At 44.0% G+C, this 13,752-nt stretch carries 14 protein-coding genes; 8 read left to right on the top strand and 6 right to left on the bottom strand.

Going from position 1 to position 13,752, the window contains the following annotated elements:
• The first annotated feature begins 1 nt into the window (after position 1).
• Complete coding sequence (locus ACFFGT_RS30545) at positions 2-1,195, top strand: serine hydrolase domain-containing protein (RefSeq protein WP_377026311.1); 1,194 nt, start codon at positions 2-4, stop codon at positions 1,193-1,195.
• 240 nt (positions 1,196-1,435) lie between these two features.
• Here the strand turns inward: ACFFGT_RS30545 and rsgA are convergent, their stop codons facing one another.
• Positions 1,436-2,356 (bottom strand): ribosome small subunit-dependent GTPase A, encoded by a 921-nt coding sequence (gene rsgA / locus ACFFGT_RS30540; RefSeq protein WP_377026310.1) that lies wholly within the window; start codon positions 2,354-2,356, stop codon positions 1,436-1,438.
• 634 nt (positions 2,357-2,990) lie between these two features.
• Between rsgA and thrA the strand changes: the two genes are divergently transcribed.
• The 4 genes from thrA to ACFFGT_RS30520 all read left to right on the top strand — a co-directional run bounded on the left by thrA (position 2,991) and on the right by ACFFGT_RS30520 (position 8,558).
• On the top strand, positions 2,991-5,441 hold the full coding sequence (gene thrA / locus ACFFGT_RS30535) for a bifunctional aspartate kinase/homoserine dehydrogenase I (RefSeq protein ID WP_377026309.1): 2,451 nt from the start codon (positions 2,991-2,993) through the stop codon (positions 5,439-5,441).
• 83 nt (positions 5,442-5,524) lie between these two features.
• The gene (locus tag ACFFGT_RS30530) at positions 5,525-6,523 is read left to right on the top strand and encodes a homoserine kinase (protein ID WP_377026308.1); all 999 of its coding nucleotides are present in this window, start codon (positions 5,525-5,527) and stop codon (positions 6,521-6,523) included.
• A gap of 179 nt (positions 6,524-6,702) precedes the next feature.
• Complete coding sequence (thrC, locus tag ACFFGT_RS30525; RefSeq protein ID WP_377026307.1) at positions 6,703-8,013, top strand: threonine synthase; 1,311 nt, start codon at positions 6,703-6,705, stop codon at positions 8,011-8,013.
• A 185-nt stretch (positions 8,014-8,198) separates the two neighbouring features.
• On the top strand, positions 8,199-8,558 hold the full coding sequence (locus tag ACFFGT_RS30520) for a hypothetical protein (RefSeq protein ID WP_377026306.1): 360 nt from the start codon (positions 8,199-8,201) through the stop codon (positions 8,556-8,558).
• 3 nt (positions 8,559-8,561) lie between these two features.
• On the opposite strand, the gene ACFFGT_RS30515 is transcribed toward ACFFGT_RS30520, so the two are convergent.
• Positions 8,562-8,870, bottom strand: a complete 309-nt coding sequence (locus ACFFGT_RS30515; protein ID WP_377026305.1) for a type II toxin-antitoxin system RelE/ParE family toxin — start codon at positions 8,868-8,870, stop codon at positions 8,562-8,564.
• Positions 8,858-9,043, bottom strand: a complete 186-nt coding sequence (locus tag ACFFGT_RS30510) for a hypothetical protein (protein WP_377026304.1) — start codon at positions 9,041-9,043, stop codon at positions 8,858-8,860. The genes ACFFGT_RS30515 and ACFFGT_RS30510 overlap by 13 nt, the downstream gene beginning before the upstream one ends.
• A gap of 69 nt (positions 9,044-9,112) precedes the next feature.
• On the opposite strand from ACFFGT_RS30510, the gene ACFFGT_RS30505 reads away from it, so the two are divergent.
• Positions 9,113-9,718 carry an HAD family hydrolase gene (locus ACFFGT_RS30505; protein WP_377026303.1) on the top strand — a complete coding sequence of 202 codons (606 nt, stop codon included), beginning with the start codon at positions 9,113-9,115 and terminating at the stop codon, positions 9,716-9,718.
• A 259-nt stretch (positions 9,719-9,977) separates the two neighbouring features.
• Here ACFFGT_RS30505 and cysM read toward each other — a convergent pair whose 3' ends face one another.
• The gene (cysM, locus tag ACFFGT_RS30500; RefSeq protein ID WP_377026302.1) at positions 9,978-10,850 is read right to left on the bottom strand and encodes a cysteine synthase CysM; all 873 of its coding nucleotides are present in this window, start codon (positions 10,848-10,850) and stop codon (positions 9,978-9,980) included.
• A 24-nt stretch (positions 10,851-10,874) separates the two neighbouring features.
• On the bottom strand, positions 10,875-11,705 hold the full coding sequence (epsC, locus tag ACFFGT_RS30495; protein ID WP_377026301.1) for a serine O-acetyltransferase EpsC: 831 nt from the start codon (positions 11,703-11,705) through the stop codon (positions 10,875-10,877).
• Between the two features lie 127 nt (positions 11,706-11,832).
• Here epsC and ACFFGT_RS30490 point away from each other — a divergent pair, with 127 nt between their 5' ends.
• A complete protein-coding gene (locus ACFFGT_RS30490; RefSeq protein ID WP_377026300.1) occupies positions 11,833-12,276 on the top strand; it encodes a nuclear transport factor 2 family protein in 444 nt (147 codons plus the stop codon).
• A 153-nt stretch (positions 12,277-12,429) separates the two neighbouring features.
• On the opposite strand, the gene ACFFGT_RS30485 is transcribed toward ACFFGT_RS30490, so the two are convergent.
• Complete coding sequence (locus ACFFGT_RS30485; protein ID WP_377026299.1) at positions 12,430-13,311, bottom strand: DMT family transporter; 882 nt, start codon at positions 13,309-13,311, stop codon at positions 12,430-12,432.
• 109 nt (positions 13,312-13,420) lie between these two features.
• Here ACFFGT_RS30485 and ACFFGT_RS30480 point away from each other — a divergent pair, with 109 nt between their 5' ends.
• Complete coding sequence (locus ACFFGT_RS30480; RefSeq protein ID WP_377026298.1) at positions 13,421-13,744, top strand: hypothetical protein; 324 nt, start codon at positions 13,421-13,423, stop codon at positions 13,742-13,744.
• Positions 13,745-13,752 lie beyond the last annotated feature (8 nt).

Here is a 13,752-nt window from a genome sequence, read left to right as displayed (position 1 = left end):
TATGAAAACCACCCAAACCTTAAAAAAGCTACTTTTTGTTCTGTCTTTTTCGATATTATCTAACAGCATCAAAGCACAGACTATCTCTGATTCTCTTACTGCCAAACTGCAACAGGCATTTACGCAGGAGAGTCTGCCCGGCATGTATGTGGTCATGACTGATGCCAATAAAACCATTTATGAGCATGGTTTTGGTTATGCTGATATTGCTAATCAAATCCCTTATTCGGCCGGCACGGTTCAAAATATCGGCTCGGTAAGTAAAACATTTATTGCCGTAGCGCTTATGAAAGCTATCGAGTTAAAATATTTTACGCTGGAAACAGATATTAATGACATCCTGCCTTTTAAAGTAATCAACCCAAACGACCCTAATGGAAAAATAACCATCAGGCAATTAACCAATCACACATCGGGCATAGTCGATAACCCTGAGATTTATCATTACAGTTATCATTTTTACCCTAAACTACGGGCTTACGACAGCATCTCTGTCCAGACCCTGAACAAGATAGGTTTTGGCGATAAATTAAGGGATACTACTTTAACCCAATTCTTTTATAATTATTTATCGCCACAGGGAAAGTACTACAGCAAAGCCAATTTTGGCGAGGGGACAGCAGGCAGCACGTCATCATACAGCAACACAGGCTCGGCGCTGGTGGCTTACCTCATCGAAATCAAATCGCATCTCTCCTATGCCGATTTTACGAAAAAATATATCCTCAAACCATTAAAAATGGATCATTCCGGCTGGCATATACCTGATATAAATTTAAAGGATCACGCCAATTTGTATCTTGATCAAAAGAACCGGTTCCCATTATATGACCTGATTACCTATCCCGATGGCGGCCTCAAAACCTCAGCCGAAGATTTGAGCAAATATTTAATGGCCATCGCCAGGCACGACAAAAAGCTGCTGACTGAAGCATCGTATCAAACCATGTTTACCGCACAGTTCAGCAAGGAGCATCCGCCTAAAAACATTAATTTAACTTACCGCAATAAAGGCATTTTCTGGAATTTATACACAAACGGAACCATAGGCCATGACGGTGATGATCCGGGTGTCGGCACTTATTTATTTTTTAATCCGGCTACCGGTAAAGGTGGATTGTTTTTATGCAATAAGTATTTGCCTAATAAACAGGCGATAGTTGATGTACTGGTGAAAGAGGCGGCGAGGAAATAAGGTATAGAAGTGGTTCGGTGAAAACGCCAACCATCAGCCGAAAAAATATGTCATTGCGAGGCACGAAGCAATCGCACGGAAGCATAGCGGCGGCTCTGTATAGCATGCGATTGCCACGTCGCGCCCAGCGCGCATCCTATTGTGCTCCTCGCAATGACATAATTTAACGCAGCATCTGGCTTAAAAAAAATTTTTATTCTTCTTGCCTCCAGGCTCTAAAAGTGTTGCCTCTTGTTCCACCTACGCCCTTGTATCATTACCATGATAAATGCTCAGGTAACTTTCATAGCGCGATAGGGTGATCTCGCCTTCTTCCAAAGCTTCGAGCACGGCGCAACCGGGCTCATTGATGTGGCGGCAATTGTTAAAACGACAATCGTGCATGCGTTCGCGCATTTCGGGGAAAAAGTGGCCAAGCTCCTGTTTTTCTATGTCTATAACGCCTAACTCGCGGATGCCTGGGGTATCGATAATGAAACCGCCCTGGGGCAGCTCAAACATTTCGGCAAAGGTGGTGGTATGCATGCCCTTGTCACTCCAGTCGGATACCATATGGGTGCGCAGATCAAGCTCGGGCAGCAATGAGTTGATCAGACTTGATTTGCCCACGCCCGAATGCCCCGAAAACAACGTTACCTTATCTTTCAACAGCTCTTGTACCTGGCTGATATTAGTACCCTCAATAGCCGAAACTTCAAAGCAAGGGTAGCCGATATCTTCATAAATAGCTTTATAATCGGCCAAAATCTCCAGTCCTTCATCGCTGAAAAGATCGAGTTTATTGAATACCAATCGTGCGGGGATATCGTATGCTTCGGCTGTTACCAAAAATCGGTCGATAAAACCAAGAGAAGTACGCGGCGAAGCCAATGTAACCACCAGTATGGCCTGATCAAGATTGGCAGCAATGATCTGCGCCTGCTTGCTCAGGTTAATGGCTTTGCGGATGATATAGTTTTTGCGCTGATGCAGGTTGGTAATAACACCGTCTTCACGGTCGGGCTCCATTTCAAAATCAACCACATCGCCAACGGCGATGGGATTAGTAGTTGTGATATCCTTGATACGGAACTTACCCTTAATGCGGCAATCTATCCTTTGCCCATCGGGTGTTTGTACCTGGTACCAGCTTCCGGTTGATTTTGTTATTAGTCCCTGCATATATTAAGGTTCAAAAGTAGCAAATTAAATCTATTGCAGATTTTTGGTATCAGACACTTATTCTACCGTCATTGCGAGGCACGAAGACAACCGACCGTAGGGAGCTCATTAATACCTAAAAAAATCAAATTATAATTATTAATAATCCCCGACTGTACAGGGTGAAGCTATATAGCGGCTCTGCCTATTGGGGATTGCTTCGTGCCTCGCAATGACGTTTTTTATTTTTTAATTAGATCCAGACTTACGAAGTTTTTAAAACTTCGTAAGTCTTAAATCGCAGATCGGTTTACAAGTGTCGCCTGTTCAACTTAATAACACCCCATTATTGATAAAACCTTTTACCTATTAGCCTCATTATCAATTCCATCAATTACCAGTTCAATAGCCCAATAATTATTGCTAAAATCATAATTTGTAAAATAATCCTTGCGTATTCAAAAATAATCTACTTACTTTACAGACATTATATATGACAATTAACAACACCATTATTACAACTATTATTACCACCGGCATAAACCTCGGAGGAAGATAATCGTATGGTGTGAAAACATAAAAATGAAAACCAGATGAAAGCCTTCCTCCGCAAAGAGGAAGGCTTTTTTGTTATAGCTTGATACTAAACCCATAAATGAAAGTTTTAAAATTCGGAGGTACTTCCGTCGGATCTGTAAGCAGCATCCAAACCCTGTTAAGCATCCTGAAGGATGAAGTAAAAAATGAAGAAAAGCCGGTGGTGGTATTATCTGCCATGGGCGGTGTAACCAACCTGCTCTCGGCCATGGCCGAAGACGCGGCCAACGGCATTGAATTTACTCCCGGGCTTGCCGAGCTTGAAAAACGCCATTTTGATGTGGTGAAAGCCCTGTTGGATGTGCAGAACCAAAACCCTGCCCTCACCCGCTTAAAAATTCACTTCAACCAGCTGGAAGAATTGCTTCAGGGCGTACTTACCCTCCGCGAGCTTACCCCGAAAACCCGCGACCAGGTGTTGAGCTTTGGCGAACGCTGCTCAACCCTCATGGTAAGCAAAATTGCAGCCCAGCATTTTGGCGATGTACTTTTTGTTGATGCTGCCGATGTGATCAAAACCGACAGCGCCTTCGGCAATGCCAAAGTAAATACCGAACTTACTGAAAGGCTGATCCAGGGCCTTTATACTGAAAGCAAAGGCAAAACCCTTATTGTCACCGGTTTTATTGCAGGTAACGATGCCGGACAAACTACTACTTTAGGCCGGGGCGGCTCTGATTATACCGCGGCTATTTTCGGTGCGGCGTTAAACGCGCAGGAGATCCAGATCTGGACAGATGTTAACGGTATGATGACTGCTGACCCGCGGATGGTAAAAAAGGCATTTTCATTAACCGAGCTTACTTATACCGAAGCCATGGAACTTTCCTACTTCGGCGCCAAGGTGATCTATCCGCCAACCATGATCCCGGCGTTTTTAAAACGAATCCCTATTGTGATCAAAAACACCTTTGAGCCGGAATTTGAAGGTACCGTGATCCGCCACGATTGCAAGGCCTCTACCCTACCTATCAAAGGCATTTCATCTATCAATAATATCAGCATCCTTAATTTAGAGGGCAGCGGCATGGTGGGCAAATCGGGCTTTAGTGGACGCTTGTTTTCATTACTGGCCCGCGAGCAGATCAACGTGATCCTGATCACCCAATCGTCATCTGAGCATAGCATTACCTTCGCAGTGCAGCCGCAGGATACCGAAAGGGCTAAACAGGTTATAGAGCAGGAGTTTGAACTGGAACTTGCCGCTAAAAAACTGGAGCATCTGGTTATCGAAAAAAACCTGGCTATCCTGGCCATCGTAGGCGAAAACATGAAACAAACGCCGGGCATGTCGGGCAAGTTGTTCCATGCACTTGGCCGTAACGGTGTTAACGTAAGGGCTATAGCGCAGGGTTCGTCAGAGTATAATATCTCGGTGATCATCTCGGCCAATGATCTGTCAAAAGCATTGAACGCTGTACATGATGCCTTCTTTGTACAGCTTACAAAAACCCTGCATGCGTTTTGTTTAGGTACCGGCAACATCGGCAAAACGCTGTTCAACCAGTTGAACGCACACACTGATTACCTGAAGGATAACAATGGTATCCAGGTTAAAATAGCAGGCATCAGCAATACCCGCAAAATGACATTCAACAGCGATGGTATTTCGCTGGATACCTGGCAGAATGATCTGCAATCGTCACCTTACGAGGCCGATCTGCAATCGTTCATCAACAGGATGAAAGAAATGAACCTGCCAAATTGTGTATTTATTGATAACACGGCAAGTCCGGTTCCTATTGGGTTTTACGAGGAGGTTTTTAAAGCCAATATCTCGGTGATCACCTGTAATAAAATAGGCAACTCGGGCAGCTACAAGCAATACCGTATGTTTAAAGATACAGCCCGTGCCCATGGCGTTGATTTCTTTTACGAAACCAACGTGGGTGCAGGTCTGCCTATCATCAATACCCTAAAAAACCTGATGAACAGCGGCGACAGGGTACAGCGCATCGAAGCAATACTTTCGGGCACAATATCGTTCATCTTTAATAACTTTAAGGGTGATGCCAATTTTCACGATGTGGTTAAAGAGGCCCAGGAAAAAGGCTATACCGAACCCGATCCGCGTGATGACCTGAGCGGTAAGGATTTTATGCGCAAAATGCTCATCCTTGCCCGCGATGCCGGTTACCCGATGGAAGAAGCCGATGTTGAAATAGAAAGCGTATTGCCAAAAGCAAGCCTTGAAGCCAAATCTGTTGAAGATTTTTATGCTACCCTTAAAACCGAAGATGCCCATTTTGCCAAACTGAAAGATGCGGCCGAAAAAGATGGTAAGGTTTTACGCTACATAGGCAAGCTGGAAAACGGCAAGGTAAGTATCACCCTGCAAATGGTTGATGAAAACCATCCGTTCTACATGCTGTCGGGCAGTGATAATATCATATCATTCACAACCGACAGATACCGTGAGCGCCCGCTGGTTGTAAAAGGCCCCGGCGCAGGCGCTGAAGTAACAGCCGCCGGCGTATTTGCTGATTTAATAAATATTGGAGCGAATTAGTTGCCGCCTAACCCTCTGAAGGGGGAACAGTAGTTTAGCCCCCCGGCCCCCTGAAGGGGGAGGGATAATTTGATAGATTTTATATGGAAAATACAATAGACGATTTAAAGAAACCTGCTCATTTGGCTCCCCCTTCAGGGGGCAGGGGGGGCGAAAGCATCCACGTTTTTGCCCCTGCAACAGTAGCCAACGTAGTTTGCGGTTTTGATGTGCTGGGCTTTGCGGTTGATGAACCCGGCGACGAGGTAATCATGCGTGTGACAGGCAAACCAGGCATCACCATCAGCAAAATTACTGGTGATGATGGTCGCCTGCCGCTTGATCCGGCCAAAAATACAGTGAGTGTAAGCGTGCAGCATTACCTTCAAAGCGTTGGCCGTAGCGATATTGGTTTGGATATTGAGTTGCACAAAAAAATGCCGATAGGCAGCGGATTGGGCTCAAGCTCGGCCAGTACGGTTGCCGGTTTGTTTGCTATAAAAACTTTACTGGGCGATGATTCCGATCCGATAAAACTGCTTCCATTTGCCATGAAAGGCGAGGAAATGGCTTGCGGTCATGGTCATGCTGATAACGTTGCCCCTGCCCTGTTTGGCGGTTTTGTATTGATCCGTAGTTACGAGCCGCTTGATGTGGTAAGGTTACCGCACCCTAAAAACCTGTGGTGTGCCATTGTATTCCCCGATGTTGACGTACCAACAAGAGAAGCCAGGCAAATCATCCGCAAAAACATTCAGATGAAAGATGCTGTAACCCAGTGGGGCAATATTGCTGGCCTGGTGAGCGGTTTATTTATGCAGGATATCGACCTGATTGGTCGCAGCATGAAAGATGTACTGGTTGAACCTGTACGCTCTATGCTTATCCCCGATTTTTATAAAATGCGTGAAATGGCCATGGAACTCGGCGCGGTAAGCTTTGGAATCTCCGGCTCAGGCCCATCGGTTTTTGCCTTTACCCGCGATGAAGCAACAGCCCGCAGCATCACCCAAAAGCTACAGCAACATTTAACCGGCTTAAAAATTGGCTCTAATAGCTATGTATCAACTATTAATGATGCGGGGCCGAAGGTTTTGGGATAGTCCTAAGTCTAACGTTGTAAGTTTTAATTCAGAGCTTACCAAACATCCGTCGTTGCGAGGTACGAAGCAATCCCCGATAAGCAGGTCCGCCCTGTACAGTTCGCGATTGCCGCGCTACGCTCGCAATGACATAATGCAAATAAATCCGAAATCGAAATTCCGAAATCCGAAATCAAACAATGAAACTCTACAGTACCAATAACACCTTATCAGAAGTATCTTTTAAAGACGCTGTTTTTAACAGTATGCCGCAGGATAAAGGTTTGTATATGCCTTACAGCATCCCTCGTTTGGATGATGATTTTATCAATAACCTTGATAAATATACCCTGCCCGAAATCGCGTTCAAAGTAGCACAAAACCTGCTTGGTGATGCTATCCCCGAAGCTGATCTGAAAGCCCTGATCGACGATGCCATCAACTTCCCGGCCCCAATCGTAAAGCTGGAAGATCATGTTTACGTGCTGGAGCTTTTCCATGGCCCATCGCTTGCGTTCAAAGATTTTGGCGCAAGGTTCATGAGCCGTGTAATGAGCTACTTTTTAGAGGCCGGCGAAAAACAGCTTGATGTACTTGTTGCCACCAGCGGCGATACAGGCGGCGCAGTGGCCCTCGGCTTTTTGGGCGTACCTAATACCCGCGTTACCATCCTTTATCCAAAGGGCAAAGTGAGCGGCGTACAGGAGCAGCAGCTAACCACCAATGGCCAAAACATCCGAGCGCTTGAAGTCGACGGTACTTTTGATGACTGCCAGGCCTTGGTTAAACAAGCGTTTGTTGATGAAGACCTGAATGCAAAATTTCGCTTAACATCGGCCAACTCTATTAACATTGCACGTTTAGTTCCGCAGACTTTTTATTATTTTAATGCGTATGCACAGTTGTTGAGGCAGGATATTAAAAAAGTGGTTTTTTCGGTACCAAGCGGCAACTTCGGCAACATTGGCGCCGGTTTATTAGCCTGGAAAATGGGCTTACCTGTGGAGAAATTTATTGCTGCCACCAATGCCAATGATACAGTACCCGAATTTTTAAAAACCGGCGTTTATCAGCCTAAACCATCCGTAGCAACGCTATCAAACGCTATGGATGTTGGCAACCCAAGCAACTGGGTGCGCATTGCCGATCTGTTTAAAAACGATACCGAAGCACTCAAAGAATTGGTTGTTGGTGTTAAATACGATGACGAGGAAACTGTAAAAGCCATTAACTGGATATTTGATAATTACGGTTATGTGGCTTGCCCGCATACAGCTATAGCCTGGCAGGCCCTAACCGATTATAAGCAGGACCATTCCGCTGTTGATACTGCCGGTGTATTTCTTTCAACCGCGCATCCCTGTAAATTCCCTGATGTTTTCAGCGATGAGGTTGCGGCCAAAATTGAAGTGCCCGAACAGGTAAAAGAGCTGGAATCAAAAACCAAACTGGCAGTAGCCGTCGGTAAAGATTTTGCTGATTTTAAAGGCTACCTTTTAGGGGTAGATTAATTTCAGTATTTTTAGATGCTGGAAAAACTCCCGATTACCACACCATGTCATTGCGAGGAGGAACGACGAAGCAATCCCGTAGCAGTGCAGATCCGCTCTGTATAGTATGCGATTGCCACGCTATCGCTCGCAATGACATGTTGGTGAAGAGAAAAAAAGCACCTGATTCAATACCGAAACATAAAATGCTTAACAAAACCTCGCTGATATTTACCTGCCTGCTGGCAGTTTGCCTAACCGCCTGCAGCCGCAAACAAAAATTCGATCGTGATAAATGGGATGATGGTGATGGGATTACTTTTGCCTACCGCCCTGGTATGGTTGAAGATCTGATTGCCAGCAAACAACTCAATGGTCTTAAATATCAAAAGGTGATCCATTTGCTGCACCGCCCGCAGTTAAGCAGTAAGGACAGCATGGTGTATGATCTTGACAGGCAGTACAATAAGGGAACCTTTGTATCTTCATCAAGCCTGGTTATCTTCCTGAAAGATTCGGTGGTTACCAAGGCCGAGGTTCATGAAATACATGCGAAAAAGAAATAGGAGTTATTTCTTCTTAAAATGAGGGTTGTTTTTGAGGAGTCGTTTGCTATGGTGAACTGTTAGTATATCAATTTTTGTTTTATTGATAATTTTGTATATTAACCTATAGCTTCCAACCAATATTTCCCTTATTAATGGGTCTTGCTTTTCCTGAACAATTTTTCCTGTTCTTGGAAAGCGCTCTAATATTTTTGTACTTACAAAAAATCGTTGGACTTGTATCCGGGCATAGTATTCAGAATCTTTGGCTATAAACTCGGCAATATTATCAATATCCTTAACAGCTTGTTTTGTCCAGTTTATTTCAACCATTTGGCTAAGTTTTCTTTAGCTTCTTCTGTTGATAATGTTTCACTTTTATTTGACTGTTCGATGCCAATATCGATCTTGTTTAAAAGCATCAATCTGTCTAATATCTCCTCAAAGCTAAATTCCCCGGGCAGGTCATTTACTGTCTTCAGCACTTCTTCTTTCGTTAGCATCATTAACTATTTAATAATCTAATTTACTAATTAAAATTTAAAGTGTTTATTAGCTTTAAGTTTTCACACGAAATGATCAACACTATAATATTCGATCTGGGTGCCGTTTTAATTGACTGGAACCCGCATTATGTGTACCGTACCCTGTTTAGCGATGAGCAGGAGATGAAAGATTTCCTTGCCAACATCTGTACTCCCGACTGGAATGAGGAACAGGATGCCGGCCGCTCGCTACAGGAAGGCACTGATCTGCTCGTAGTCCAATTCCCCGAACATGAAGCTAATATCCGCGCTTTTTATTCCCGCTGGATAGAAATGCTTGGCGAGCCTTTTCACGGCACTGTGGAGATATTCAAACAGTTAAAGGAAAGCGGAAAATACAAAATCTACGCATTGACAAACTGGTCGGCTGAAACTTTTCCGATGGCTCAAGAGCGCTTTGATTTTTTAGGCTGGTTTGATGGCGTTGTAGTATCCGGCACCGAAAAAATGCGAAAGCCCACACCTGCTTTTTACCAGGTATTGCTTGACCGCTATCATGTAAATGCCGATGAGGCATTATTTATCGACGATAATTATCGCAATATTTTAGCGGCTGAAAAGATGGGGATAAAAAGTATTCATTTTACTTCGGCAGAGGCTTTGGAGAAAGAATTAAAGGGGCTGGAGATATTGTAACATGCTATTATCCACCACATCATTGTGTGGAACGAAGCAATCCCCTATTGGCAGGTCCGCTCTGTATAGTTCGCGATTGCTTCGTACCTCGCATTGACATGATGGTAAAATTATCTTGCGCTCATCTGTGATGAGTGCTTAAAATGGGCTTACGTTAAAAACGAAAGCACCAATAACGGCGTTACAAACGCGCAATCACGTTAAGCGCTCGTTTTAAACGAGCGCAAGTTTTATGGATGACATGGCGGTAGTTTAAGTTTTACCCAAACAACTCACTGCTCAAATATCTGTCGCCCCTGTCGCAACATATAAATACGATAAGGCCTTCTTCCAGTTCCTGGGCCAGTCTTATTGCGGCTGACAATGCGCCACCGCTGCTCATGCCTGCAAAAACACCTTCAACTTTAGCCATCTTACGTGCCATTAGGGTAGCTTCTTCCTGCGAGATGTCCATTACCCTGTCAACCCTTTTGGCATCAAAGATCTTTGGCAGATACTCTTCCGGCCACCTGCGGATGCCGGGGATAGATGAGCCTTCAACCGGCTGACAGCCCACTATCTGAATGTCCGGGTTTTGTTCTTTAAAATATCTTGAACAGCCCATAATAGTGCCTGTGGTGCCCATAGCGCTTACAAAATGAGTGATCTTACCCTCGGTATCCCGCCAAATTTCCGGACCAGTGGTTTTTACGTGGGCCATATAATTATCCGGATTGGCAAACTGGTTCAAAAGGAAATATTCGCCGGTGGCGGCTTTTTCTTCAGCATAATCGCGGCAAAGCTCTATACCTTCCAGTAAGGTAACTTTAGCGCCGAAAGCCTCCATGGTAAGCGTACGTTCCCGGGTTGAGTTAGATGGCATTACCAGCTCTATCTCCAGATCAAATAACCGTGCTATCATGGCCAGCGCAATACCTGTATTGCCGCTGGTGGCTTCTATAAGTTTAGTACCTGGTTTAATATCACCGCGCTCAATGGCACTCCTGATCATATTGAGCGATGCACGATCTTTCACACTACCGCCGGGATTATTGCCCTCCAGTTTGGCAAATATCCGCACTTTGGGATTGGGGTTCAGCTTTTTAATTTCTACCATAGGCGTGTTGCCTATCAGGTCTATCAGTCCAGCCATTGTATATTTTTATAGGTAAATGCTTTATTTTTTTTCTCCGAACAGTTTCATGCTCAGCCTTTTCAAAATGCGGTGATTGGGGGTATGATATACCCTTGAATTTGGCGGCAGGCTTTTGGTAAGCCAAACGTTCCCTCCTACCACGCTGTTATGGCCTATAATAGTTTCGCCGCCCAGAATAGTAGCGCCCGAGTAGATCACTACATTATCCTCAACCGTAGGGTGCCGTTTAGTATTGGCCATGCTTTTATCCACGCTTAATGCACCCAGGGTAACGCCCTGGTACAACTTAACGTGCTTGCCTATTGTACAGCTTTCGCCGATAACAATACCGGTGCCATGATCTATATAGAAATACTCGTCTATTTTGGCAGCGGGATGGATGTCTATCCCCGTTTTTGAATGCGCGTACTCGGTAAGGATCCTCGGCAACAAGGGAATATCATCAATATAAAGACTATGCGCTACGCGATAAAGCGAAATGGCATAAAAGCCCGGATAGGTACGGATCACCTCAAATTCGCTGCGCGCGGCAGGATCGCCGTTAAAGATGGCCTGGATATCGGTATTCAGGATCCGGAACAGCTCGGGCAGGCCCTCAAAGAATTTTTTGGCCAGCTTTGAGGTATCGCAATTACTGCAGGCTTTGGTTGCCCTCATAATTTCGCAAAGTTCGTTCTCAAGCCTTAAAAATTCATCTTTCAGCTCATCAACCGAGGCATACAGTTGCCCGGTTTGTTCGGGGTACAGCAAATGGATCACTTTTAGCGCCCAGGCCGTAATTTCCCTGTTTGAAGGCACAGCCTCCAGATTTTGCTGTTTAGCAAAAATATGTTGGTAAAAATCCTGACTCATGTTTTATGGTGGGGCTGTTTTGGGGAAACAACCATTAACAGTACAAGTTTATATAAAAGATTGTTGTTAATATGTAAAATGAACCGGATAATTGATATTTGGTTGTAAAAACATCAATACTTAACCTATGAAAGATCAAATAATTGAAACCCTAACCGCCTTGTTCAAGGGGGCCGACGAGCGGGATTGGGCAAAAGTTAAAAATACACTTGCCGAAAATGTTGAGCTCGATTATAGCTCCATGACCGGCAACCCGGCCAGCCTTGTATCATCCGAAAATATCATCACAGCATGGCGGGGCTTTTTGCCGGGCTTCGACAAAACGCAGCATCAACTGACCGATTTTTACGTAATGCAAAATGGATCAGCAGCACATGTGCATTACTATGGCAAAGCCGATCATTTTATTAGTGATGAGCTATGGATTGTTGAAGGCACTTATGATACTGAACTTATCGAAACCGATGGCAAATGGATCATCACCAAACATAAGCTCAACCTCATTAAGCAGGATGGCAATATGGATTTACCTGCGCAAGCGGTGGCACGGGTTTCTGAGCAGAGAAATTAATGATGTCATTGCGAGGAGCGGCAAGGATAGAGCGCCGGGGCGACGTGGCAATGACATAGCTTTATAATTATATAACTTTCTCCATCTATTGAAGACTTACGAAGTTTTAAAAACTTCGTAAGTCTGGATTGTATTGAATGACATCGTTTATGGTCATATAACCTGCTCCCTGCGCTTTTTCCGGCTTAACCCAGCCTGCAAAATCACGGATACTATTATAATCAATAGCCCCGCATAAAAAGATATATTGAGCTGCCGGGACTCGTTAAATAAAATCATCGCCAGTAAAATGCTATAAACAGGTTCCAGGTTAAAGGTCAGATTAACGGTAAAGGCGGAGACCTTTTTTAAAACCTCAGCTACCATCACATAAAGCCCAACAGTGCAAAAAAGCGACAAAAGCAATAAATAAAATATATCCGCTGTGCCTGGTAACATTGTTTTTGAGGGAAAGAAATGAAGATACAGAGGCAAGGCCAGTATCAAGGCTATAGTTCCGGCCAGCATCTGATACAGGTTCATAACAGTTGCGTCGTACTTTTTTACTAACCGCTCGTTAAAGATGGTATAAAGCGACGCCAGGAAAGATGATATTACGCCAAGTATAATGCCGGTACGAAACGAAGTATCGAAATGAAAGATGAGCCCAATGCCGGCCAGTGTTAGTGTGCTTAACAATAACTCGGTTATATTAAACGGCTTTTTGTTGATAAGCGGCGCCAGAAACGCGGTAAAAAAACTGGTAAGACAATAACAAACTACCCCCACAGAAACATTAGCGTATTTGATACTGGCGTAAAAAAACACCCAGTGAAAAGCTATTAGCAATCCGGCCTTACCCATTTCCCGGATGTTAGTCCACGAATAATTAAACTGCGTTTTTTTGATCCACACAATAATAATCAGGAATAAAAAAGAGAACAAAGTACGGTAACAGGTAAGCAGGTATTCATTTAAAGAGATAAGCTTTCCGAATACGCCGGTAAAACCAGCCAGGATTACGGCTATATGTAATAGAACAAATGTTTTTTTCATTTTTTGCTAAATTAAGATAGATCGGGACAAACGCAACGATACTTTCAATTGCCCGCGTTGAATTAAATTATTTTGAAAATGGTGTTGAAAAACTCAAAAACAGCTACGAATGAACTGGTTTTGCTTAGCAAAAAAGAAAAAATGGAGGATCATTAAAAAAAGGCTCCGAGACAAGGAATGTCCGGATAAGGGATTTGGGATTCTCCCCGGTGCCGTATTTAATGTTTGCTATTATCATTTGTTGATGACCAAAGATATGAAAAAGTTTTTTTTTAACCAACGTATTGCGTTATTGGACACGTTTTATTTAGCCAGTTGTCGGTGTTATCATCATTGGTGTTGGGAAGATGAACGTTGTTTGGAAAACAAACAAAAACATGTCATTGCGAGCGATAGCGTGGCAACCGCACGGAAGCATATCCGCCCTGTATAGTATGCGAT

Origin of the sequence: Mucilaginibacter angelicae (assembly GCF_042434235.1) — a bacterium.
GTDB classification, from domain to species: domain Bacteria; phylum Bacteroidota; class Bacteroidia; order Sphingobacteriales; family Sphingobacteriaceae; genus Mucilaginibacter; species Mucilaginibacter angelicae.
Note: the sequence above shows the minus strand (reverse complement) of the source record. Positions and strands in the feature narration are given on the sequence as shown.

What these genes read in the sequence shown, in the direction of transcription:
- ACFFGT_RS30545 (WP_377026311.1), top strand. Translation starts at nt 2, where the DNA reads ATGAAAACCACCCAAACCTTAAAAAAGCTACTTTTTGTTCTGTCTTTT.
- rsgA (WP_377026310.1), bottom strand. Translation starts at nt 2,356, where the DNA reads ATGCAGGGACTAATAACAAAATCAACCGGAAGCTGGTACCAGGTACAA.
- thrA (WP_377026309.1), top strand. Translation starts at nt 2,991, where the DNA reads ATGAAAGTTTTAAAATTCGGAGGTACTTCCGTCGGATCTGTAAGCAGC.
- ACFFGT_RS30530 (WP_377026308.1), top strand. Translation starts at nt 5,525, where the DNA reads ATGGAAAATACAATAGACGATTTAAAGAAACCTGCTCATTTGGCTCCC.
- thrC (WP_377026307.1), top strand. Translation starts at nt 6,703, where the DNA reads ATGAAACTCTACAGTACCAATAACACCTTATCAGAAGTATCTTTTAAA.
- ACFFGT_RS30520 (WP_377026306.1), top strand. Translation starts at nt 8,199, where the DNA reads ATGCTTAACAAAACCTCGCTGATATTTACCTGCCTGCTGGCAGTTTGC.
- ACFFGT_RS30515 (WP_377026305.1), bottom strand. Translation starts at nt 8,870, where the DNA reads ATGGTTGAAATAAACTGGACAAAACAAGCTGTTAAGGATATTGATAAT.
- ACFFGT_RS30510 (WP_377026304.1), bottom strand. Translation starts at nt 9,043, where the DNA reads ATGATGCTAACGAAAGAAGAAGTGCTGAAGACAGTAAATGACCTGCCC.
- ACFFGT_RS30505 (WP_377026303.1), top strand. Translation starts at nt 9,113, where the DNA reads ATGATCAACACTATAATATTCGATCTGGGTGCCGTTTTAATTGACTGG.
- cysM (WP_377026302.1), bottom strand. Translation starts at nt 10,850, where the DNA reads ATGGCTGGACTGATAGACCTGATAGGCAACACGCCTATGGTAGAAATT.
- epsC (WP_377026301.1), bottom strand. Translation starts at nt 11,705, where the DNA reads ATGAGTCAGGATTTTTACCAACATATTTTTGCTAAACAGCAAAATCTG.
- ACFFGT_RS30490 (WP_377026300.1), top strand. Translation starts at nt 11,833, where the DNA reads ATGAAAGATCAAATAATTGAAACCCTAACCGCCTTGTTCAAGGGGGCC.
- ACFFGT_RS30485 (WP_377026299.1), bottom strand. Translation starts at nt 13,311, where the DNA reads ATGAAAAAAACATTTGTTCTATTACATATAGCCGTAATCCTGGCTGGT.
- ACFFGT_RS30480 (WP_377026298.1), top strand. Translation starts at nt 13,421, where the DNA reads ATGAACTGGTTTTGCTTAGCAAAAAAGAAAAAATGGAGGATCATTAAA.